General features: G+C 72.8%; 23 protein-coding genes. 13 read left to right on the top strand and 10 right to left on the bottom strand.

Annotation, left to right across the window (positions count from 1 at the left end; all coding sequences use genetic code 11):
- Nucleotides 1-107 precede the first annotated feature (107 nt).
- Nucleotides 108-977 (top strand): helix-turn-helix domain-containing protein, encoded by an 870-nt coding sequence (locus ACFPM7_RS00115; protein WP_378242387.1) that lies wholly within the window; start codon nt 108-110, stop codon nt 975-977.
- The gene (locus ACFPM7_RS00110) at nt 974-1,159 is read left to right on the top strand and encodes a DUF397 domain-containing protein (RefSeq protein WP_378242384.1); all 186 of its coding nucleotides are present in this window, start codon (nt 974-976) and stop codon (nt 1,157-1,159) included. Before ACFPM7_RS00115 ends, ACFPM7_RS00110 begins: the two co-directional genes overlap by 4 nt.
- On the opposite strand, the gene ACFPM7_RS00105 is transcribed toward ACFPM7_RS00110, so the two are convergent.
- Entirely contained in the window at nt 1,156-2,334 is a 1,179-nt protein-coding gene (locus ACFPM7_RS00105; protein WP_378242382.1) for a cytochrome P450, read from the bottom strand. The two genes, ACFPM7_RS00110 and ACFPM7_RS00105, sit on opposite strands and share 4 nt — an antisense overlap.
- Nucleotides 2,335-2,356: 22 nt before the next feature.
- Between ACFPM7_RS00105 and ACFPM7_RS00100 the strand changes: the two genes are divergently transcribed.
- Genes ACFPM7_RS00100 through ACFPM7_RS00090 form a run of 3 tightly spaced genes read left to right on the top strand, consistent with a single transcriptional unit; the run spans nt 2,357 to nt 4,413 of the window.
- Nucleotides 2,357-3,088: a glycerophosphodiester phosphodiesterase gene (locus ACFPM7_RS00100; RefSeq protein ID WP_378242380.1), complete on the top strand. Its 732-nt coding sequence runs from the start codon at nt 2,357-2,359 to the stop codon at nt 3,086-3,088.
- 36 nt (nt 3,089-3,124) lie between these two features.
- A complete protein-coding gene (locus tag ACFPM7_RS00095; protein WP_378242378.1) occupies nt 3,125-4,075 on the top strand; it encodes a DUF5926 family protein in 951 nt (316 codons plus the stop codon).
- Nucleotides 4,072-4,413: a DUF952 domain-containing protein gene (locus ACFPM7_RS00090; protein WP_378242376.1), complete on the top strand. Its 342-nt coding sequence runs from the start codon at nt 4,072-4,074 to the stop codon at nt 4,411-4,413. The genes ACFPM7_RS00095 and ACFPM7_RS00090 overlap by 4 nt, the downstream gene beginning before the upstream one ends.
- Before the next feature lie 126 nt (nt 4,414-4,539).
- Here the strand turns inward: ACFPM7_RS00090 and ACFPM7_RS00085 are convergent, their stop codons facing one another.
- Nucleotides 4,540-5,070 carry a ferritin gene (locus ACFPM7_RS00085; protein ID WP_378242374.1) on the bottom strand — a complete coding sequence of 177 codons (531 nt, stop codon included), beginning with the start codon at nt 5,068-5,070 and terminating at the stop codon, nt 4,540-4,542.
- 169 nt (nt 5,071-5,239) lie between these two features.
- On the opposite strand from ACFPM7_RS00085, the gene ACFPM7_RS00080 reads away from it, so the two are divergent.
- Entirely contained in the window at nt 5,240-5,377 is a 138-nt protein-coding gene (locus tag ACFPM7_RS00080; protein ID WP_378242372.1) for a hypothetical protein, read from the top strand.
- On the opposite strand, the gene ACFPM7_RS00075 is transcribed toward ACFPM7_RS00080, so the two are convergent.
- Nucleotides 5,374-6,609, bottom strand: coding sequence for an arginine deiminase (locus ACFPM7_RS00075; protein ID WP_378242370.1), 1,236 nt, complete (start codon nt 6,607-6,609; stop codon nt 5,374-5,376). The two genes, ACFPM7_RS00080 and ACFPM7_RS00075, sit on opposite strands and share 4 nt — an antisense overlap.
- 114 nt (nt 6,610-6,723) lie before the next feature.
- Between ACFPM7_RS00075 and ACFPM7_RS00070 the strand changes: the two genes are divergently transcribed.
- Entirely contained in the window at nt 6,724-7,326 is a 603-nt protein-coding gene (locus ACFPM7_RS00070) for a DM13 domain-containing protein (protein ID WP_378242368.1), read from the top strand.
- On the opposite strand, the gene ligD (ACFPM7_RS00065) is transcribed toward ACFPM7_RS00070, so the two are convergent.
- Entirely contained in the window at nt 7,323-8,234 is a 912-nt protein-coding gene (ligD, locus tag ACFPM7_RS00065) for a non-homologous end-joining DNA ligase (RefSeq protein WP_378242366.1), read from the bottom strand. The genes ACFPM7_RS00070 and ligD (ACFPM7_RS00065) overlap by 4 nt on opposite strands.
- Nucleotides 8,224-9,672 (bottom strand): non-homologous end-joining DNA ligase, encoded by a 1,449-nt coding sequence (gene ligD, locus ACFPM7_RS00060; protein ID WP_378242364.1) that lies wholly within the window; start codon nt 9,670-9,672, stop codon nt 8,224-8,226. Before ligD (ACFPM7_RS00060) ends, ligD (ACFPM7_RS00065) begins: the two co-directional genes overlap by 11 nt.
- Nucleotides 9,673-9,778: 106 nt before the next feature.
- Here ligD (ACFPM7_RS00060) and ACFPM7_RS00055 point away from each other — a divergent pair, with 106 nt between their 5' ends.
- Nucleotides 9,779-10,375 (top strand): suppressor of fused domain protein, encoded by a 597-nt coding sequence (locus ACFPM7_RS00055; protein ID WP_378242362.1) that lies wholly within the window; start codon nt 9,779-9,781, stop codon nt 10,373-10,375.
- Here ACFPM7_RS00055 and ACFPM7_RS00050 read toward each other — a convergent pair.
- Nucleotides 10,359-11,147, bottom strand: coding sequence for a CPBP family intramembrane glutamic endopeptidase (locus tag ACFPM7_RS00050; protein ID WP_378242359.1), 789 nt, complete (start codon nt 11,145-11,147; stop codon nt 10,359-10,361). The genes ACFPM7_RS00055 and ACFPM7_RS00050 overlap by 17 nt on opposite strands.
- Entirely contained in the window at nt 11,147-12,208 is a 1,062-nt protein-coding gene (locus tag ACFPM7_RS00045; RefSeq protein ID WP_378242357.1) for a hypothetical protein, read from the bottom strand. The genes ACFPM7_RS00050 and ACFPM7_RS00045 overlap by 1 nt, the downstream gene beginning before the upstream one ends.
- A 137-nt stretch (nt 12,209-12,345) precedes the next feature.
- Here ACFPM7_RS00045 and ACFPM7_RS00040 point away from each other — a divergent pair, with 137 nt between their 5' ends.
- Nucleotides 12,346-13,113 (top strand): DUF2470 domain-containing protein, encoded by a 768-nt coding sequence (locus ACFPM7_RS00040; RefSeq protein WP_378242355.1) that lies wholly within the window; start codon nt 12,346-12,348, stop codon nt 13,111-13,113.
- Nucleotides 13,114-13,147: 34 nt separating this feature from the next.
- Here the strand turns inward: ACFPM7_RS00040 and ACFPM7_RS00035 are convergent, their stop codons facing one another.
- Nucleotides 13,148-13,696: a hypothetical protein gene (locus ACFPM7_RS00035; RefSeq protein WP_378242353.1), complete on the bottom strand. Its 549-nt coding sequence runs from the start codon at nt 13,694-13,696 to the stop codon at nt 13,148-13,150.
- A gap of 69 nt (nt 13,697-13,765) precedes the next feature.
- Nucleotides 13,766-14,941 (bottom strand): homogentisate 1,2-dioxygenase, encoded by a 1,176-nt coding sequence (locus tag ACFPM7_RS00030; RefSeq protein ID WP_378242351.1) that lies wholly within the window; start codon nt 14,939-14,941, stop codon nt 13,766-13,768.
- An 80-nt stretch (nt 14,942-15,021) separates the two neighbouring features.
- Here ACFPM7_RS00030 and ACFPM7_RS00025 point away from each other — a divergent pair, with 80 nt between their 5' ends.
- Genes ACFPM7_RS00025 through ACFPM7_RS00015 form a run of 3 tightly spaced genes read left to right on the top strand, consistent with a single transcriptional unit; the run spans nt 15,022 to nt 17,736 of the window.
- Nucleotides 15,022-15,888, top strand: coding sequence for a hypothetical protein (locus tag ACFPM7_RS00025; protein ID WP_378242349.1), 867 nt, complete (start codon nt 15,022-15,024; stop codon nt 15,886-15,888).
- Complete coding sequence (locus ACFPM7_RS00020) at nt 15,885-17,063, top strand: fumarylacetoacetate hydrolase family protein (protein ID WP_378242347.1); 1,179 nt, start codon at nt 15,885-15,887, stop codon at nt 17,061-17,063. The genes ACFPM7_RS00025 and ACFPM7_RS00020 overlap by 4 nt, the downstream gene beginning before the upstream one ends.
- A gap of 1 nt (nt 17,064) precedes the next feature.
- The gene (locus ACFPM7_RS00015) at nt 17,065-17,736 is read left to right on the top strand and encodes a helix-turn-helix domain-containing protein (protein ID WP_378242345.1); all 672 of its coding nucleotides are present in this window, start codon (nt 17,065-17,067) and stop codon (nt 17,734-17,736) included.
- 7 nt (nt 17,737-17,743) lie between these two features.
- On the opposite strand, the gene ACFPM7_RS00010 is transcribed toward ACFPM7_RS00015, so the two are convergent.
- The gene (locus tag ACFPM7_RS00010) at nt 17,744-18,328 is read right to left on the bottom strand and encodes a TMEM165/GDT1 family protein (RefSeq protein ID WP_378243774.1); all 585 of its coding nucleotides are present in this window, start codon (nt 18,326-18,328) and stop codon (nt 17,744-17,746) included.
- Between the two features lie 322 nt (nt 18,329-18,650).
- Between ACFPM7_RS00010 and ACFPM7_RS00005 the strand changes: the two genes are divergently transcribed.
- Nucleotides 18,651-18,781 (top strand): cytochrome ubiquinol oxidase subunit I (locus ACFPM7_RS00005; RefSeq protein WP_378243772.1); only part of this gene is annotated, 131 nt, incomplete at its 3' end.

Genomic DNA, 18,781 nt, shown 5'->3' with positions numbered 1-18,781 from the left:
TCTAGTCTGGAACTCTCAAAGTTGGAATGCAACCTTCGACTCGCGATCCGATCGGGTGGTGTGCCACTACGCTTGAGCAGTAGCGAGCAGGGAGGGGCGCGCGTCGAATGGCCACCGTGCGGACGGTCAGGAAGCTGATGCTCGGCCGAGAGATCGAGCACATGATGAAGTCTGCGGGCAAGTCACCTGCCGACCTCGCGGACATCCTCGGCACCAGTAGGTCGCGGGTGGGACAACTGCTGAGCGGGCAGGGGCTGGTGTCGGTCGGCGACTTGGAGCGACTGGCCAACCAGTTGGGATTCTCCGACGCCGACTACCACGCGGCGCTGTTCGCGTTGCAGAAGGACAACCACAAGCGCGGCTTCTGGAACACCGGCTACCGGCGTGCCTACATCCACGAGTTGCGCTTGCGCGTCGACATCGAGATGCACGCTGACCGCATCCGGGAGTTCGAGGTCGAGGTGGTCCCGGGTCTCTTGCAATGCCCCGATTATGTTCGCGCGTTCTACGCGGGCATGCCGGAGACCGAGGGCTTGACTCTGGATGACGAGGTGGAAGCCCGCGTCGCTCGTCAGGACATCTTCGGCAAGGAGAGTCCGCCGAACGTCCATTTCGTGTTGTCCGAATCGTGCTTGCGCCGGGTCTGGTGTGATGAGCTGACCATGATCACCCAGCTGGAGTACATGATCGCATTGTCCCAGCGGGAGAACGTGATGATCCAGGTGCTTCCCTTCAACCGCCCTGTCGGTAGGCGGACGCCGATCGGCAATCGGTTCACGCTGCTGCGCATCCCGGCCGTCGGTGTCGCAGGTCCACTGGAACTTGCCTACACCGAGGGGCGTGGCGAGATCCGCTACCTGGATGACGTGGACGCCCTCACCGCGTACGACAACGCATGGACCAGGTTGAGCACCGCGTCGCTAACCTTTGACGAGACCCGCAGCTTCCTCCATGAGATGATCAAGGAGTGTCGATGACCGAGGGCCGCACCGCTTTCCGCAAGTCGTCTTTCAGCGATCCCCAGGCGAACTGCGTCGAGGTGGCGCGCGGGGTGCGCTCGGTGGAGCTGCGGGACTCCAAGGTCGAGTTCGGCGGTCCCGCCGACGCCCGCATCCGCCTCCGCCCGGCCGCCTTCGCCGCGTTCCTGCGCGCGCTCTAGACCGTCACCGGCAGCGCCGCCCACCCCCGGATCACGAACTGCGGCCTGCGCACCGGAGCCTCCGCCGCGGCCAGCTCCGGCAGCCGCGAGCGCAGCGCCCGCAGCGCCGCCGCGATCTCCACCCGCGCCAGCGGGGCGCCGACGCAGTAGTGGATGCCCGCCCCGAAGCCCAGGTGCGCGTTCGGCGATCGGCCGATGTCCAGGCGGTCGGGGTCGGGGAAGACGAGCGGGTCGCGGGCGGCAGCGCCCAGCAGGGCGGCGATCTTCTCGCCCGGTTCGATCCGGTGGCCCGCGATCTGCACCGGTTCGGTGGCGGTGCGCTCGAAGAGCTGGAGCGGGGCGTCGAAGCGGATCAGCTCCTCGACGGCGGTGGGCAGCAGCTCGGGGGTCAGGCGATTCCACTCGGCGCGGTGGGCGAGCAGGGCGTGCACACCGTTGCCGATGACGTTGACGGTGGCCTCGTGCCCGGCCATGAGCAGCAGGACGGCGGTGGCGACCAGTTCGTCGTCGGAGAGGCGGTCGCCGTCGTCCCGCACGGCGACCAGGTCGCTGACCAGGTCCTCGCCCGGGGTGCCGCGGCGGTGGGCGGCCAGCTCGCGCAGGTAGGCGACGAACTCGCCCGCGGCCCGCTCGGCCTCGGCGGCCTGCTCGGCGGGCAGGCCGTACTCGTACATCTTCACGATCGCGTTCGACCACGGCTGCAGCAGGCCGCGGTCGGACCCGGGCACGCCCAGCAGCTCGCCGATGACCTGGATCGGCAGCGGAGCGGCCAGATGGGCCAGCAGGTCGGCCGAGCCGTCCTCGGCGATCGCGGCGGCCAGGTCCTCGACCATCGTCTCGGCCAGCGAGTCCACCCACGGGCGCAGGCGCTCGGTGTGGCCGCGGCCGAACGCCGCCGAGATCAGCCTGCGCAGCCGGGTGTGCGTCGGCGGCTCGTTCTCCAGCAGCGAGTTGCGGTGCAGCAGGTTGAACGCGGCGAACGCCTCGACCGGGCGCGCGTCCGTCCACAGCCGACCCAGGCCGCGGTGGCGCAGCACCGCCGAGCAGGCCGCGTGCGAGACCGCGACCGCCTGTCCCAGCGGCTCGCTCACGTGCACGTCGGCCTCGGCGCGCAGCGCGGCGAAAACCGGGTACGGGTCGGCGAGGACGGCGGGGTCGGCCGGGTCGAAGCTCATGGGCCCATGACACCATCCGCGCGTGCAGCCCGCCGTCGTCGCCCACCGCGGCGCATCCGCGCACGCGGCCGAGCACACCCTCGCCGCCTACGACCTCGCCATCGCCCAGGGCGCCGACGCCCTGGAGTGCGACGTCCGCCTGACCCGCGACGGGCACCTGGTGTGCGTGCACGACCGCAGGGTCGACCGCACCACCAACGCCAAGGGCGTGGTCAGCACCCTGTCGCTGGCCGAGCTGTCGCTGCTGGACTACGGCGGCGAGATCGGCGTGCTCACCCTGGACGCGCTGCTCGGCCTGGCCGCCGACCACGGCGTGCCGCTGTTCGTGGAGACCAAGCACCCCGTGCGCTACGGCGGCCAGGTGGAGGCGAGGCTGGTCGAGCTGCTCGCCACGCGGGGGCTGGCCCGACCCTCCACTAAGGAGGAATCGCCGGTGGTGGTGATGTCGTTCTCCACGCTGGCCGTGCGCCGGGTCAGGGCGCTGGCCCCTCGGCTGCCCACCGTCCTGCTGCTCACCCAGCTGTGGCCGACCCTGCGCGACGGAACGCTGCCCCCGTGGGCCGACCACACCGGCCCGTCGGTCGCCATGCTGCGCCGCGACCCCGAGTACGTCGCCCGCGCCGCCGACCACGGCCACGCCACCTACACCTGGACCGTGGACGACCCGGCCGACGTCGAGCTGTGCGCCGGCATCGGCGTGCGCTGGCTGGCCACCAACGCCCCGGCCGCCACCCGCGCCACGCTCGCCCGGTAGCGTCTCGGCAGGTCCGGTCTCGATGAGGAGTTGCAGGTGTCCAAGCGATCCGCGGTGAAGAACGCGCGCAAGGCCAAGGAGCAGGACCCCTCGGGCGTCAACCCCCGCCAGCCCTGCCCCTGCGGCTCCGGCAAGCGGTACAAGGCCTGCCACGGCTCCGCGGGCGGCGTCGTCGACGTCCCCGTCGCGCGCCCCTTCGACGGCCTGGCCAACGAGTGCGAGCTGATCGCCATGCGCGAGTTCGTGCCCTCCGGCACGGCCCCGCTGAAGCTCAAGGACGGCGAGGTCACCCTGGCGACCGTGCTGCCCATGGCCGCCGCCGCCCTGGTCCGCGCCGACGGCGTGAAGTTCCTCGGCCTGCAGGTCCAGACCCGCTCCAACGACATCAGCCGCGACCTCGCGCGGGCCCTCTCGTGGCTCATCGACGCCAAGGAAGGCGACGTCCTGCCGGTCGTCGGCCCCGAGTCCGACCCCGGCCCCGACGCCGAGCGCCTGCAGGACCTGGTCGACACCGCCGCGGAGCTGGTGGTCGAGGTCCGCCCCGACTTCACCTGGTGGCTGCCCGAGGGCAGCGAGCCCAGCGGCGACGTCGCCCTGTCCCTGGAGCGCGCCAACCAGGCGATCATGCCCACCGAGCGCATCGGCCCGGCCGCCTACTGGGTGGACGCCGGCGAGAAGGCCCACCTGCGCTGGGTCCGCCCCGAGCCGGAGGAGGAGCTGCTCGCCGCCCTGGCCCGCCTGCACGCCCGCGGCGAACTGACCCTCGGCGACGGCTCCCGCTACGCGGGCTCCTTCCGCGCCCACGGCCTCCTGGTCCCGGTCTGGGACCTCGACCGCGAGCGCCACGCCCGCGAGTGGACCACCGCCGCCGAGGAACTGGGCGCCCGCCTCGCCGACTCCCTGGCTTCCCTCGCGTCGGAGCCGCTGACCGGCACCGAGCGCCGCGCCCGCGACGGCCTCCTCGGCAGGCAGATCACCATCCGGTGATCCTGCACATCCTCCCGGAGTCGGACTGGCCGGTCGCCGAACTGCGCCCGGCCAGCCTGGCGACCGAGGGCTTCATCCACTGCTCGGACCCGGGCACCGCCCACCTCCCGGCCAACCGCCTGTTCCGCGGCCGCGCCGACCTCCTCCTGCTGGAGATCGACCCCGCCAAGCTCGACGTGGCGCTCCGCTGGGAGCCAGGCTCCCCGCCCATCCCGGACGGCCCGTGGTTCCCCCACGTCTACGGCCCGATCCCGGCCGCGGCCGTCGTCGCCGCGCACCCCTTCCCGCCGAACTCGGACGGCACTTTCACGCTCCCGGAGTCACTGGCCCACCGCTGACCGGGCCTCTGGTGCGCAGCCCTGGGTGTGCCGGTGCCGGGGACGTCGCCTCGTTCGCGGTGCGGAGAGCGGAAAGCGGGGCGGCCTGCCCGGCCACCCCGCCCGCACGTTCCTCCGATCAGCCGATCAGAGCGTCCCGCCCGCCGCGCGCGGTGCCAGCGGGTCCTCGCCGCCGTCGCCGACCTGCTCCCGCGCCAGGTAGTCCTCCACGTGGAACAGGTTGCCCGCGGCCCGCCGGACCACGTTCAGCAGCGTCGTCATCTGCGCGACTTCTTCGACCTGCTCCTTGAGGAACCACTGCATGAACTGCTCGCCCGCGTAATCGTCCTCATCCCGCGCGACCTTCGCCAGCGCGATGATGTCGTCGGTCACGCCGCGTTCCTGCTGGAGCGCCAAGGCCACCAGATCGGCCGGTTCGGTGAATTCATTGCGGACCTCGTCAACGCCGGGAATGGTGACGGCGACGTCGGAGTCGATGAGGTACTGGACGATCATCATGGCGTGGTTGCGCTCTTCCAGCGACTGGCGGTAGAAGTGCCGGGCCAGGCGGGGGAGGTCCTGGCCGTCGAACCACACCGCCAGTGCCACGTACTGCTGGGAGGCGGTGAACTCGTTGCGAATCTGCGCTTGCAGCAGGCGGTGGAACTTGGAGGTCATGGCACCGAGAATACGTGCGAGAGGTTTCCGGCGCTAACCAGGTGAGCCTAATCTGTGACACATTAGGTAAGCCTATAAAAAGGGCCGATCAGGTAAGGCATTCCTAATCTCAGAAGTGATCACCGAAATGGGGGAACCAGATCGGGCCCGCGGGCGACGAAGTAGGGGCATGATCACCAGACAGTCGCAGGAGGCGCCCGTGCTCACCCGATCGGCGACGGGCAGGGCAGCGGCCTTGCTCGTCGCCGCCCTGCTCGCCGTGTTCGGTGCCGCCGTGTTCCTGGGGGTGTTGTGGTTGCTCGGTTAGAGCGGGTCGCGGCTGATGGGGCAGGACATGCAGCGGGGGCCGCCGCGGCCGGTGCCCAGTTCGGAGCCGCTGATGCGCAGCACCTCGACGCCTGCGTCCTCCAGGCGGGAGTTGGTCTCCACGTTGCGCTCGTAGGCGACCACCACGCCGGGGGCCACGGCGAGGGTGTTGTTGCCGTCGTCCCACTGCTCGCGCTCGGCGGTGACTGGGTCCAGGCCGGTGTCGATGACGCGCAGGCGGTCGATGCCCATCGCGGCGGCGGCGGCCTCGAGGAACGGGGCCGGGCCGTCGACGGCGACGCCGCCGTCGGGGCCCATGCGCAGCGAGTACGCGGTGAGCGTGTCGCGCACCGCCGGGTACATGACCACCGCGTCGCGGTCGACCATCGTGCACACCGTGTCCAGGTGCATGGTGGCCCTGTCCTGGGCGATCGGGACGGCCAGCACGGTGTGGGCGAGGCCGTCGGCGAAGGCGGAGCGGGCCAGCGACTCCGCGCCCGCGGGGGTGGTGCGCTCGCCGACGCCGATCGCCAGCACGCCAGGGGCCAGCAGCAGCACGTCGCCGCCCTCCACGGGCGCGGAGCTGGCGCCGTAGGCGCGGCCGGCTGAACGGAACCGGGGGTGGTAGGCGTACACCAGGTCGAGCAGCGCGGTCTCGCGGGCGCGCGCGGGCAGGGCCAGCGAGGCGATCGCCACCCGGTCGCCGATCCACACCGAGGAGTCCCGGGTGAACAGCAGGTTCGGCAGCGGGTCGACGACGAAGTCGTGCGGGTGGTGCATCTTGCGCACCAGCGACGCGCCTTCGGCGGCGGGCAGCTCCTCGAAGGTCATGCCCCCCATCAGCACGTCGGCCAGGCCCTTGGCGTCGACGGTGGCGAGGTACCCGGCGAGCGCGTCGGCCAGCTCGTTGCCGATGCGGCGGCGGTCGACGGCGGTGGCCGCGGCGGCGGCGTGGGCGCGCTCGTCGGCGAGGGCGGCCACCAGCGCGTCGGAGAGCAGCATCACCTCCACGCCGCGGCCGGTGAGCACGTCGGCGAAGGCGTCGTGCTCGTCCTGGGCGCGGTCGACCCACGGGATGCTGTCGAACAGCAGCTGGTCGTTGTTGCGCGGGGTGAGCCGCTTCAGCTCGTTGCCGGGGCGGTGCAGCAGCACCGTGCGCAGCGGCCCCACCTCGCTGTCGACCCGCGGCGCGGGGGCGGTCTGCTCGGCGTCGGGCACGGGGAGGTCGGTCACGTCCGCAGCGTAACCACTCGATACGGGATCTGCCGCCGCCGAGCGGCCGCACCGGAGAAAGAAGCCGGATTCCGTGAAGCAAGCAATCGATCTGTTAACTGAAAGGCGAGATCAGTGCGTAGTTTGTTGCGCAAGAAGGTGACCTGGGCGGCGTTGGCGTTCGTCGTGGCCGTCGTCACCGTCGGATTGTGGGCGTTCCAGCCCTGGAAGCTGTGGACGCGCAGCGAGGTCAATGAAGCCCTGCCGAGCGAGTTCGCCGTCGCGCAGACCACCACGCCACCCCCGACCAGCCCGTCACCGACCGAGACCGCCACCACGACCGCCACCACGGCCGCCACCACGACCGTCACGACGACCACGACCTCGACCCCCGCGGGCCCGACCGTCCTCGCCGAAGGCGAGTTCGTCACCCAGGAGCACGAGACCCGCGGCACCGCCCGCGTCCTGAGCAGCGGCGGCACCCGCATCCTGCGCCTGGAGGGCTTCTCCACCTCCGATGGCCCCGACCTGCACATCTGGCTCTCCGACGCGACCGCGGGCGGCGAGTGGGGCAAGTACGACGACGGCCGCTACGTGCGCCTGGGCGCGATGAAGGCCACCGACGGCAACCAGAACTACGCCATCCCCGCCGACGCCGACCTGGCCGGCCTGCGCAGCGTCGTCGTCTGGTGCGATCGCTTCAACGTCGCCTTCGGCTCGGCCCCGCTGGACCTCTAGGAGGGCAGCTTCGGGCCATCGCCCAGCAGCGGCGCGAACAGGTCGCCGTGCTCGGCCACCCGGTCGAGGACCTCGTCGGCGGTGAAGCGCACGTCCGAGGGCGAGCCGCACGCGGCGACCTCGTCCCAGGTCAGCGGGGTCGAGACGGTGGGCTGGGCGCGGGCGCGCAGGGAGTACGGCGCGACCGTGGTCTTCTGCGGGTTGTTCTGGCTCCAGTCGATGAACACCTTGCCCGGCCGCAGGTTCCTCGCCATCCGCGACAGCACCAGCCCCGGCGTCTGGCGCTCGAACTCCTCGGCCAGCGCCTTGGCGAACTCCGAGGGCGTGGACTCCGCCGCGGTCCGGACCGCGGCGCAGACCTGCATCCCCTTGTTGCCGCTGGTCTTGGCGACCGGGTCCATGCCCGCGGCCACCAGCACCTCGCGCAGCCGCAGCGCCACCGCGCAGCACTCCACGACGGTGGCGGGCTCGCCGGGGTCGAGGTCGAAGACCAGCCGGTCGGGCAGCCGCTTGCCGCCGCGCGGCCCGACCGTCCACTGCGGCACGTGCAGCTCCAGGCCCGCCATGTTCGCCGCCCACACCACCGAGGGCAGGTCGCCGAGCACGGCGAAGTCCAGCGTCTCGGCCCCGGTGCTGCTGCCCGGCGTCGCGATGGTGACCGTCCTGATCCAGTCCGGGGCGTGCCGGGAGGCGTTCTTGTCGAAGAAGCCCGCCTTCGCCACCCCGTCGGGGAAGCGGCGGAAGGTGACCGGCCGGTCGGCCAGGTGCGGCAGCAGCACGGGCGCGACCCGGCTGTAGTAGTTGATCACCTCGCCCTTGGTGAAGCCCGCCTCCGGGTAGAGGACCTTGTCCAAGTTGGACAGCCGCATCCGCTGGCCGTCGACGTCGACGAGCACCTCACCGGCCATCGGGGTCCCACCTCTCGACGTCCTCGGGACGCTTGTCGGCGCGCAGTCCGCGCCAGGCGGCGGCGCGCAGCTTGTCGTCGCCGGTCCAGTTGCGGAAGACCACCTCGCCGACCAGCGTCGGCTCCACCCAGCGCGCGCCCTTGGCCTTGTCGCGCGGGACCTCGTTGCAGAACGGCGATGTCCGGCGCGCGATGCCCTTCAGCTCGCCCATGAGCATGCGCAGCACCTCCTCGCTGAACCCGGTGCCGACCAGGCCGACGTAGCGCAGCCCGTCGGCGCTGGGCAGGCCCAGCATCAGCGAGCCGAACACGTCCGAGCGCTTGCCGTCGCCGGGGCGCCAGCCGCCGACGACGACCTCCAGCGCCCGGATGTTCGCGATCTTGATCCAGTCCGGCGAGCGCCTGCCCGGCAGGTAGCGCGAGGTCAGCCGCTTGGCCACCACGCCCTCCAGGCCGCGCTCGCTCGCCGCCGCCACCACCGCCGCGCCCTCACCCGGGTAGCTCGGCGAGGTCAGCCAGCGCGCCCCGCGAAGCTCCAGTTTCTCCAGCAGCGCCCGGCGCTCGCGCAAGGGCAGCGACAGCGTCGAGTGCCCGTCCAGGTGCAGCAGGTCGAAGACGATGTAGGTCGCGGGCAGCTCGGCGGCCCAGCGGCGGGCGGCGCGCTCGTCGCTGGTGTGCATGCGCTTCTGCAGCGCGTGGAAGGACGGACGGCCGTCCTCCAGCACGACGATCTCACCGTCGAGCCACACCTGGGTCGAGCCCAGCTCCTCGGCCATCGGCCGCAGCTCGGGGTAGTGCGAGGTGATGTCGTTGCCCAGCCGCGACAGCAGCGTCAGCCGCCCGCCCTCGCAGCGGGCCAGGCCGCGCACCCCGTCCCACTTGAACTCATACGCCCACAGGTCGTCCTCGGCGGCGGGCGGCAGCGCGCCCGCGGTGGCCAGCATCGGCTCGACCGACTCCGGCAGCGGGGCCCAGCCCGTGGGCGCGGGCTCGGAGCGGCGGACCATCCAGTCCTTGTCGGACTTGCCGCCCTTGAAGAACGTGTACCGCCCCCGGGCGCGCTCGCCGTGGAAGACCACGGCCACCTCCCGCTCGCTCCACTTGAGGGTCTCGTAGCGGCCGCGGTCCCAGATGGTCATGGAGCCGCCGCCGTACTCCCCGCGCGGGATCTCCCCCTCGAAGGCGGCGTACTCCATGGGGTGGTCCTCGGTGTGCACGGCGAGGCGGATGTCGTTGGGCTCGGTCGGCAGGCCCTTGGGCACCGCCCAGCTGACCAGCACGCCGCCGCGCTCCAGGCGCACGTCCCAGTGCAGGCTGCGGGCGTGGTGCTCCTGGATGACGAAGGTGTCGTCGCCGCCTGCCGGGGCGTCGTCGGCGGGGATCGGCTCGGGCGTGCGGCCGACCGCGCGCTTGCGCCGGTACTCACCGAGTCCTGCCATCCGTCATTGGTACCCCGACCTGCGGCGACGCGCCAGTGAACGCGCCGGAGCGCGCGGTCGGCGACGGGGCTGCCGCGCGGAGGGACGTATCGGTCAGAATGCGGGGATGACCGACCTCACCGACCGCGATGAAGCGCCCGGGTGGGACGCGATCGACGCGGCGCTGGCCGACCTCTACCCGGGGATCGAGCCGCGCCACGTCGGCTACCCGCCCGGCGTCCACTTCGGCAGCGGCTTACAGGGGTGCAGCGCGTACCCGACCGAGGAGTTCTGGCACTACGTCAGCTACGGCCTGACCGAGCTGTGGGCCAAGGACGCCGAATCCGACCCGCGCTGGAGCGGCTGGGGCTTCGAGCTGACCATGCGCGTGCGCAGGCTGCCCGGCCAGGACCTCGCCCCCGGCTGGCCGTTCTCCCTGCTGGAGCACCTGGCCCGGTTCGTGCGCGACCAGCGCGCCCTGCTCGCCGACGGCCACAAGGTGGACCTGCGCCAGCCGCTGACCGACGGCAGCGGCCTGACCGCCGTCGCGTTCGCCTTCGACCCCGAGCTGGACCCGATGGACACCGCCAACGGCCGCGTCGAGTTCCTGACCGCCGTCGGCATCTCTCCCGACGAGCTGGCCGCGCTGCACGACGGCGAGTGGTCCCTGGACGACCTCGGCGACCCGATGCTGGTCACCGACCCGACTAGGGCAGCCAGCTGACCTCCTCGCGCAGCAGCGCGTAGCCGAGGAAGGCGACCACGTCCAGCAGCGTGTGCGCGATGACCAGCGGCCACAGCCGGTTGCTCCGCTGCCACACGCGGCCGAACACCAGGCCCATGACCACGTTGCCGATGAACCCGCCGAACCCCTGGTAGAGGTGGTAGGAGCCGCGTACGAGGCTGGACACCAGCAGCGAGGCGTTCTCCGACAGGCCCAGCTGCCGCAGCCGGGTGATCAGGTACCCGACGACGAGCACCTCCTCGGCCCAGGCGTTGCCGAAGGCCAGCAGCGACAGCGCGATCGGCCGCCACCAGGTGTCGTCCAGCGTCGAGGGCGCCACCGCCAGGTTGAACCCGGCGGCGTGCGCGGCGAGGTAGAACGCCAGGCCCGGGATGCCGATGAGGGCGGCCAGCCCCGCGCCCGCCGCGGCGTCACGGCCCGGCCTGCTCCGGTCGAGGCCGATGGCGGCCAGCTTCATCCCGGCCCGGTAGAGCAGGTACGCGCCGAGCGCGCCCCAGGCGATCAGCCGCACGACGCCCAGCAGCTGCTTGAACAGGTCGATCAGCCCGGCACGGGCGAGCGGGACGTTGATCGCGATGGTCTGGTCCTTGATCGGGACCGGGGCCAGCAGCGAGTCCAGCAGCGTCAGCAGGCTGCTGAGGCCGGACAGGCCCAGGGTCACCGCGAAGACGATGACCAGCTCGATCGTGATGAGCCTGCGTTCCTCTGGCGGCGCGGGCTCCAGCGGCCGGGGCGGGTTCAGCCAGCCCATCAGCCGATCCTGGCCACGGTGAGGAACGGGTAGCCGGGCAGGCCGACGGCGACCGGCCCGTCGGCGGGCGCGCCCGCGGTCCACATCCGGCCGGTGGCGGCGATGTTGGCCAGCAGGGCGTGGCCTGCCCGGTGGAACCGCACGTCGGCGGTGCGGCCGTCGGCCAGGGTCGCCTGGGCGATGACGGTGCGGGCGTCGGTCAGCTCCAACTCGACCGGCACGGGGGTCCAGGCGCCCGCGCCCAGCAGCGCGCCGACCCGGCTCCAGTGCCGCAGCCGGTAGACCCGCCAGGCCAGCAGGCCCAGGATCAGCGCGGTGGCGACGAGCAGGCCGAGCAGCAGTTCGCCGCGGCCCTGCGTGCCCCGGCGCAGCAGGTCGACCAGGACGAACACGGCGAAGGCCAGCAGCAGCGCGGGCGCGAGGATGTCGGTCTTGGAGCGGCGGCGGGGCCCGGCGATGGCGCGGGCCAGCACGGCGTCCTCGGCCGCGGTGGCCGCGGCGCGCGGGTCGCTCTGCACCGGGCTGATCTCGTAGCCGCCGCCGATCTGCACGTCGGCGACCTTGGCCTGGCCCAGCGGCAGCGCCAGGCCGGGGGAGCGGATGGCCGCCCAGCCGCGCTCGTCCGGGCCGACCAGCCAGACGCGGCCGGTGCGGGCGAGCACCTGCTGGGCGGTCCAGGACAGCGCCGGGGCGAGCAGGTCGGTGGTCACGCCGTCGGGCTCGCGCAGCCGCAGCGGCGTGCGCGGCAGGCCCTTGAGCGTGCGGTAGACCCGCACCTTCGCCGGGCGCCACGGCTGGGCGCGCAGCAGCGCGGCGGCGGGCCCGATCCAGAACGCCGTGGTGGCCAGGACGACCAGGGTGCCGAGCACGAACGCGAGCGCGGCCATCGTGAACAGGGCGCTGGCCAGCCCGCTGAGCAGGATGGCGGGGACGGCGAACACGGCGGCGGAGACCGGTAGGACGATCAGCGGCAGGCGCAGCGCGCGCAGGGCGCGCGCGGTGGCCGGGTCGTCCACCGCGACGCCGCCGCCGGGCGGTTCGGCGGCCGGGACCTCGCTCATTGCTGGCTCCGTCCGGGTCGGGCCGCGGGATCGTCCGCGGGTCGACGGGCAGCGTAACCACATGGGGGACAATGGCGGCGCTCGACTTCCGCGCCGGACACATCCAAGTTAGGGTGTCCTAACTAGGGAGGTGACCAGTGACCGCTTCCACCCCGCGTCCCCCGGCGCCCTCGCCTGCCGAGCGGGCCAGGACGATCGCCGCGCTCGGCGGTCGCGCCACGCTCGCCCCGTCGGCCGCCGACGAGCGCGTCACCCCCGTCCTGCACCACGTGCACGCCGACGGCGGCGTCAGCGTCCTGCTGCCCGCCGCCCACCCGGTGGTCGCCACCGCCTGGCAGTCCCCGCGCGGCGAGCTGGCGACCATGGTCGAGCTGGCCGACGCCGCCCCGGTCCCGCTGCGCGAGCCGGTGCGCGGGCTGCTGTGGATCAGCGGCTGGCTGCGCGCCCTCACCGACGAGCAGGCCCGCGCGCTGGCCGTCGAGGTCGCCGAACACCGCCCGGACCCGCGCCTGCTCGACGTCGGCCACACCGCCGCGCTGCTGCACCTGACCCCGGCCGCGCTCGTCCTCGCCGACGCCGAGGGCACGCACCCGGTGCGCATCGGCGACTTCAGCGCCGCCACCCCCGACCCGTTCGCCGCCAGCGAGGCGGGCTGGCTGCGGCACCTGGAGCTCTCGCACACCGACGTCGTCGGCGCGCTGAGCCGCCACCTGCCCGACGAGCTGCGCGGCGGCCACGTCCGCCCGCTGGGGCTGGACCGCTTCGGCATCCGACTGCGCGTGGAGTCCGTCGACACCGACCACGACGTGCGGCTGGCCTTCACCCGGCCGGTGCGCACGAACGAGGAGCTGGGACTGGAGCTGCGCAAGCTCCTCGGCTGCCCGTTCCTCGCCGCCCAGACCTAGCCGCCCAGACTTAGCCGCCCAGACCCAGCCCGGGTCAGACCTGCGAGGGCGCCGCGACCGCCTGGCGGATTTCTTCCAACAGCTCGGCGAGGGCGGCGACGTCGGCCGGCGCCGGGGCCTCCGGTGTGGACAGTCCCGCGATGTGGGAGGCCGCGTCCTGCAATCCGAGCGTCGCCCACTCCAGGACGGCGAGGTCGTCGGTCGTGTCGCGCCCGGCCCGGCGCTGCGCGGTCACCAGCTCGGCCACCGCGTAGAGCCCGGTGACCGCCTCGTCCAGGGTGCCCCGCAGGTCCAGCAGGGGGCCGTCGGCGACGAGCGCGTCGAAGTCGGCCTCGGCGTCGATGGCGCGGTCGAGCCACCCCGCCTCCGGCGAGCCCGGCTCCACGTCGGGGGGCGCGGGCTGCCCGGGCTGCCCGGCGAGCCGCTGCGTCAGCCACGGGACCACCGCGCGGCCCAGCCACACCGCCAGTCCCACGAGGACGATCGCGACGGCGGGCAGGTGGATCACGACGCCGACCAGGACCGCGCACACGGCCAAGAGCACGCCCCACGGGTCCGCGAGCGCGCGCACGTGGCTGGACATCCGACCTCCCCTGGTTTCGGGCGACAGTATGCGTCCCGAACGGGCCGAGCGGGAGTATCGGTTCCGGATCTAGGTCCAGTCGGGACCGCGCTTTGCCCAGGACCAGGCGTAGCGCGGGTCCTCGGTGTCGACCGCGGCCTCGCCGAGGTCCAGGGGGCGGAAAGTGTCGACCATGACCGCGGTCTCGTCGAAGCGGTCCGCGCCGAGGGAGGCCTCGGCCGCGCCGGGCTGCGGGCCGTGGGTGAACCCGCCGGGGTGCAGCGACAGCGAGCCGATGCCGATGCCCGAGCCCTTGCGCGCCTCGTAGTCGCCGCCGACGTAGAACATCAGCTCGTCGGAGTCGACGTTGGCGTGGTTGTAGGGCACCGGGACCGCGAGCGGGTGGTAGTCGACCTTGCGCGGGACGAACGAGCACACCACGAAGTTGGGGCCCTCGAAGGTCTGGTGCACCGGCGGCGGCTGGTGCACGCGACCGGTGATCGGCTCGAAGTCGGCGATGTTGAACACCCACGGGTACAGGCAGCCGTCCCAGCCGACGACGTCGAACGGGTGGTTGGCGTAGGTGTAGCGGGTCAGGCCCGCGCGGTGGCGGACGAGCACGTCGACGTCCTCGCCGTCGACCACCAGCGGCTCGCTCGGGCCGCGCTGGTCGCGCTCGCAGTAGGGCGCGTGCTCCAGGAACTGGCCCTTCTTCGACAGGTACCGCTTCGGCGGGCCGACGTGGCCGGTCGCCTCCAGGATGAACAGCCGCAGCTCGCCCTCGGGCACCACGCGGTAGGTGGTGGAGGTCGGGATGACCACGTAGTCGCCGTCGCCGACGCTCAGCGCGCCATAGATGGTCTCCACGACGCCGGAGCCGCCCTGCACGTACAGCAGCTCGTCGCCGACGGCGTTGCGGTAGAGCGGGCTGGGCCGGGTCGCGACCACGAACGCGATCACCACATCGGGGTTGCCGAACAGCGTCCGCCTGCCGGACACCGCGTCGGCGTCGCCGGAGAACTTGAGGTCCTGGGTGCGGAAGTGCCGCGGCTTGAGCGGGTGGTTGGGCGTCAGCGGGGCGCGGGGGTCGGCCACCGCCTGCGCGTCCACGATCGCCGTGGGCAGGTGTCGGTGGTAGAGCAGGGCCGAGTCCGACGAGAAGCCCTCCACGCCCATCAGCTCCTCGGCGTAGAGCCCGCCGTCGGGCTTGCGGAACTGGGTGTGCCGCTTCGGCGGGATCTCACCGACCTGGCGGTAGTAGGGCATCGCTCCTCCGAGACTCCCGGAAAGTGTCCGCTGTGCGGACATCTTTGTTCATTTGCTGATACGCTACTAGCGTGTCAGGCGTGTCAAGTGCCGTTCCACTCCCTGCGCCCGGTCCTCGTGGCATCCCGCCCCTGTTCGCGCGGCTGGTCGATGACGCCGCCCTGTTCCCGCCGGGCAGCGCGGCGATGCCCGACGCGGTGCGACTGCACCTCGAAGGACGGGAGGGCGCCCACGCCGGACTCATGGGCGTGTTCCTCTGCCCGGCCTCCCGGCTCCCCGAGCTGATCACGGAGTTGATCAAGGCGAAGCCGACCAAGCCGGTCGGCCTCTCGCTGGTGATCGACACCGGGCTCGGGGGCGTCCCGAAGGCCCTGTCGATCGTGGAGTCGCGAGCCGAGCTGCTCGCGCTGCGCATGGTCGAGATGCCCGCCCCCACCGACGTCGACGACGTCTGGCTGGAACGGGTCAACGAGTTCGTGCCCGAGGACGTCATCCGGGTCGTGGAGCCGCGCCGCGGCGGCGCGGGCTGGCTGGAGGGCATCCGCCGGGTGGTCGAGCACGGCAGCTGGCCCAAGATCCGCTGCGGCGGCCTCAGCCGCGAGGCGTTCCCCAGCGTGGACGAGGTCGCCGACTTCCTCGCCGTGATCAGCGCGGGCGAGGCCTCGTTCAAGGCCACCGCGGGCCTGCACAACGCCGTCCGGCACACCGAGGAGGCCACCGGGTTCACCCACCACGGCTTCCTCAACCTGCTGGTCGCCGTCAGCCGCGTGCTCTCCGGCGGCGACGTCCGCGGCGCGCTGTCGGAGACCGACGGCGCGAAGCTGGCCGAGGAGGCCGCGGGCCTCGGCGACCAGGCCGCGCACGCCGTGCGCGCGGTCTTCGGCTCCTACGGCTCCTGCTCGCTGGCCGAGCCGATCGACGACCTCGAAGGGCTGGGCCTGCTGTGACCGCGCCGACCTGGATCGATGACCCCGCGTTCGCCGCCGACAAGCCGTTCGGGCCGCAGACCCTGCCCTACGGCGTGGTCGCCGAGGGCGTGGCCGTGCGCGTGGGCGACAAGGCGCTGCCGCTGGCCCCGATCGCCGAGTCGTTCACCGAGGACCTGCGCCCGCTGCTGAGGGCGGCGACCCTGGACCCGCTGCTGGCCGAGGGCAGGCAGGTGTGGTCGCGGCTGCGGGCCCGGCTGCGCGAGCTGGTGACGGCCGCGACCGCGCCCGACGGCGCGGTCCTGACCTCGATCGACACCGCGCGGCTGCCGTTCACCGTCGGCGACTACGTGGACTTCTACTCCTCGCGCCACCACGCCGAGAACGTCGGCCGCATCTTCCGCCCGAACGCCGAGGCGCTGCTGCCCAACTGGACGCATCTGCCCGTCGGCTACCACGGCCGCGCGGGCACGGTGTACGCCTCCGGCACCGACATCCGCCGCCCGCACGGCCAGCGCGCGGGCGAGTCCGGCCCGGTGTTCGGGCCGAGCGTGAAGCTCGACATCGAGGCCGAGATCGGCTTCGTCTGCGGTGGTCCGGTGGCGGGCCGGGTCTCGACCTCGGCCGCGCCCGACCACGTCTTCGGCGTGGTCACGGCCAACGACTGGTCGGCCCGCGACATCCAGGCCTGGGAGTACGTGCCGCTGGGCCCGTTCCTCGGCAAGTCCTTCGCCACCTCCATCGGCGCCTGGATCACCCCGCTGGAGGCCTTCTCCGCCGCCCGCGTCCCGACCGAGGCGCCGGGCCCGCTGCTGCACTACCTGGTCGAGGACCAGCACTGGGGTCTGGACATCGCCATCGAGGTCGAGTGGAACGGCGCGGTCGTCTCCCGCCCGCCGTTCAGCACGATGGCGTACTCCTTCGCCCAGCAGCTGGCCCACATGACCGTCAACGGCGCCACGGTGCGCCCGGGTGACCTCTTCGCCTCCGGGACCGTCTCCGGGCCCGACAGGCACCAGCGCGGGTCGTTCCTGGAGCTGTCCTGGAACGGCGGCGAGCCGGTCGAGGTGGGCGAGGACAAGCGCGCCTTCCTGGAGGACGGCGACACCGTCCGCATCACCGCGACCGCGCCGGGCCCCGACGGCTCGGTGATCGGCCTGTCCGAGGTCGTCGGCACCGTCGTTGCGGCGGACTGACATGCCCGGCATCCGGTCGTCGGCGCCGCGCCCGGCCAACCCGGCGGGCAAGGAGAGCTCGCTGACCCTCGACCGCGGCCTGGCCCTGCTGCAGGCCGTGGCCGACGCCGACACCGAGGCGCCGACGATCAGCGACCTCGCGCAGGCGATCGGGGCGAGCCGGGCGGCGGTGTACCGGCTGCTGGTGCCGTTGCAGACCCGGGGGCTGGTCCGGCGCGAGGGGTCCAAGGTCCGGTTGGGCCTCGGACTGCTCCAGCTGGCGGCGAAGGTGGCCCCGCAGCTGCGGGTGGCCGCGCTGCCCGCGCTGCGCGAGCTGGCCGAGGCGGTGGGGGCCACGGCGCACCTGACCGTGGCCGACGGGGACGAGGCCCAGGCCGTCGCCGTGGTGGAGCCGTCGTGGACGACGTATCACGTGGCCTACCGGGTGGGGACCCGGCACGCGCTGCACAAGGGCGCGGCGGGCAAGGCGATCGGGCTGCGCTCGGACGGGCCCGGCTGGGTGACGACCATCGGCGAGTTGCAGCCCTCCGCGCACGGGGTGGCCGCCCCGGTTCGGGGGGTGCCGGGGCTGCGGGCCAGCGTGGGGGTGGTGACCTTCACGCCGCTGGACCCGGAGGCGGTGGGCCCCCGGGTGGTCAGCGCCGCATCGGCGATCGCCTCCGCGCTGCGGTGAGCCGGGGTCAGAGCGTCACCGCCTGGTAGACCGCGAAGACGGCGAACCCGGCGAAGACCACCCCGGCGACCCGCTGCACGAGCTTCGGCCGGATCTTGTCCGCGATCTTGCGCCCCACCAGGACCGCGATCCCGGCCACGGTGACCAGGGCCAGGAACGCCCCGATGGCCACGAACACCGGCTCCCCGTAGCGGGCGGTCAGCCCGGCGGTGGCGATCTGGGAGGCGTCGCCCCACTCGGCGGCGAAGAGGACGCCGAACGAGGTCAGCGCGATGCGCGCGAAGCTGGTCGTCGCGGCGGTCTCCTTCGGGCCGTCCTCCGGCCCGTCCTGGCTGAAGCCCTCCCGCAGCAGCAGGAAGGCGCCGATGCCGAACAGCAGCGCCACGACCCCGGCCACCACCCGGTCCGGAAGCAGGGTCAGGACCCCGCCGAACGCGGCGGCGATCACCACCTGCACGGCGAAGGCGGCGACGACGCCGACGAATACCGGCAGCGCCCGGTAGCGGGTGGTGAGGATGAGCGTGGCGACCAGCGTCTTGTCCGGCAGCTCGACCACGAAGACCAATGCGAACGCGCTCAGCAGCGCGACCAGTGCGGTTCCCACAGGGTGTGCCTCTCGTCCGACGTGCGAACCCGGACGGAGGGGTGGATTCTCCGACCGGGCGTGTTCCTACCCGGCCGGAGGTCTCGTTCGCCCGCGTGGACGCGGGTGGGGTGCCGGACTCTCGCGAGTCAGTGTGTCGACAGCCCCGCCGGATCGCTCGCGCGATCGTCGGAACTACTCCCCTCAGGCGGTTCCACCTTAGCCGCCGGGCTCCGGCGGCGGCTATGAGGCCGGTCACGGGACCTACGTCCCGCGCGGACAGGACCGCGGCACCTGCCCGGCGGGGACCGCGCGGGAGCAGGCTGGACGCGTGGACGTTCTCGACCTGGCGCGGTGGCAGTTCGGTATCACCACCGTCTACCACTTCCTGATGGTGCCGCTCACCATCGGACTGTCCATCCTGGTCGCCGGGATGCAGACCGCGTGGGTGCGCACCGGCAA

Origin of the sequence: Actinokineospora guangxiensis (assembly GCF_042657845.1) — a bacterium.
Classification (GTDB): Bacteria; Actinomycetota; Actinomycetes; order Mycobacteriales; family Pseudonocardiaceae; genus Actinokineospora; species Actinokineospora guangxiensis.
This window is presented reverse-complemented; position numbering and strand designations above follow the sequence as displayed.